At 38.3% G+C, this 290-nt stretch carries 1 pseudogene; it reads left to right on the top strand.

Annotation, left to right across the window (positions count from 1 at the left end):
- A pseudogene (locus tag CWC11_RS22920) lies at nucleotides 1-290 on the top strand (response regulator); the annotation flags it as partial.

Below are 290 nucleotides of genomic sequence, written 5' to 3'. Positions count from 1 at the left end.
CATTAAAATACCAAAAATATACCACTGCTACCCAATACTTCCGTGAGTTGGAACAACTGACAGAACATGAACCTCTCAGTGATGCTTTTTATTTCAGCGTAAAGTTTCAAGGTGTTGCTACTTATTTCCAAGGACACTTTATTCAAGCGGCTGCGCTTTATCATCGTGCCTTAAATGTGGCCACTGAACGTGATAATCCATTAGAAATTGCCAATATACACAGTAATTTAGGCCTCACATATATGCAAACACATCAATTGGACTTGTCGATTATTCATTATGTGGCAGCA

Source organism: Pseudoalteromonas sp. S3178 (assembly GCF_005886985.1).
Classification (GTDB): Bacteria; Pseudomonadota; Gammaproteobacteria; order Enterobacterales; family Alteromonadaceae; genus Pseudoalteromonas; species Pseudoalteromonas carrageenovora.
The sequence above is the reverse complement of the archived record's forward strand: the minus strand, read 5'-3'. Positions and strand labels throughout refer to the sequence as shown.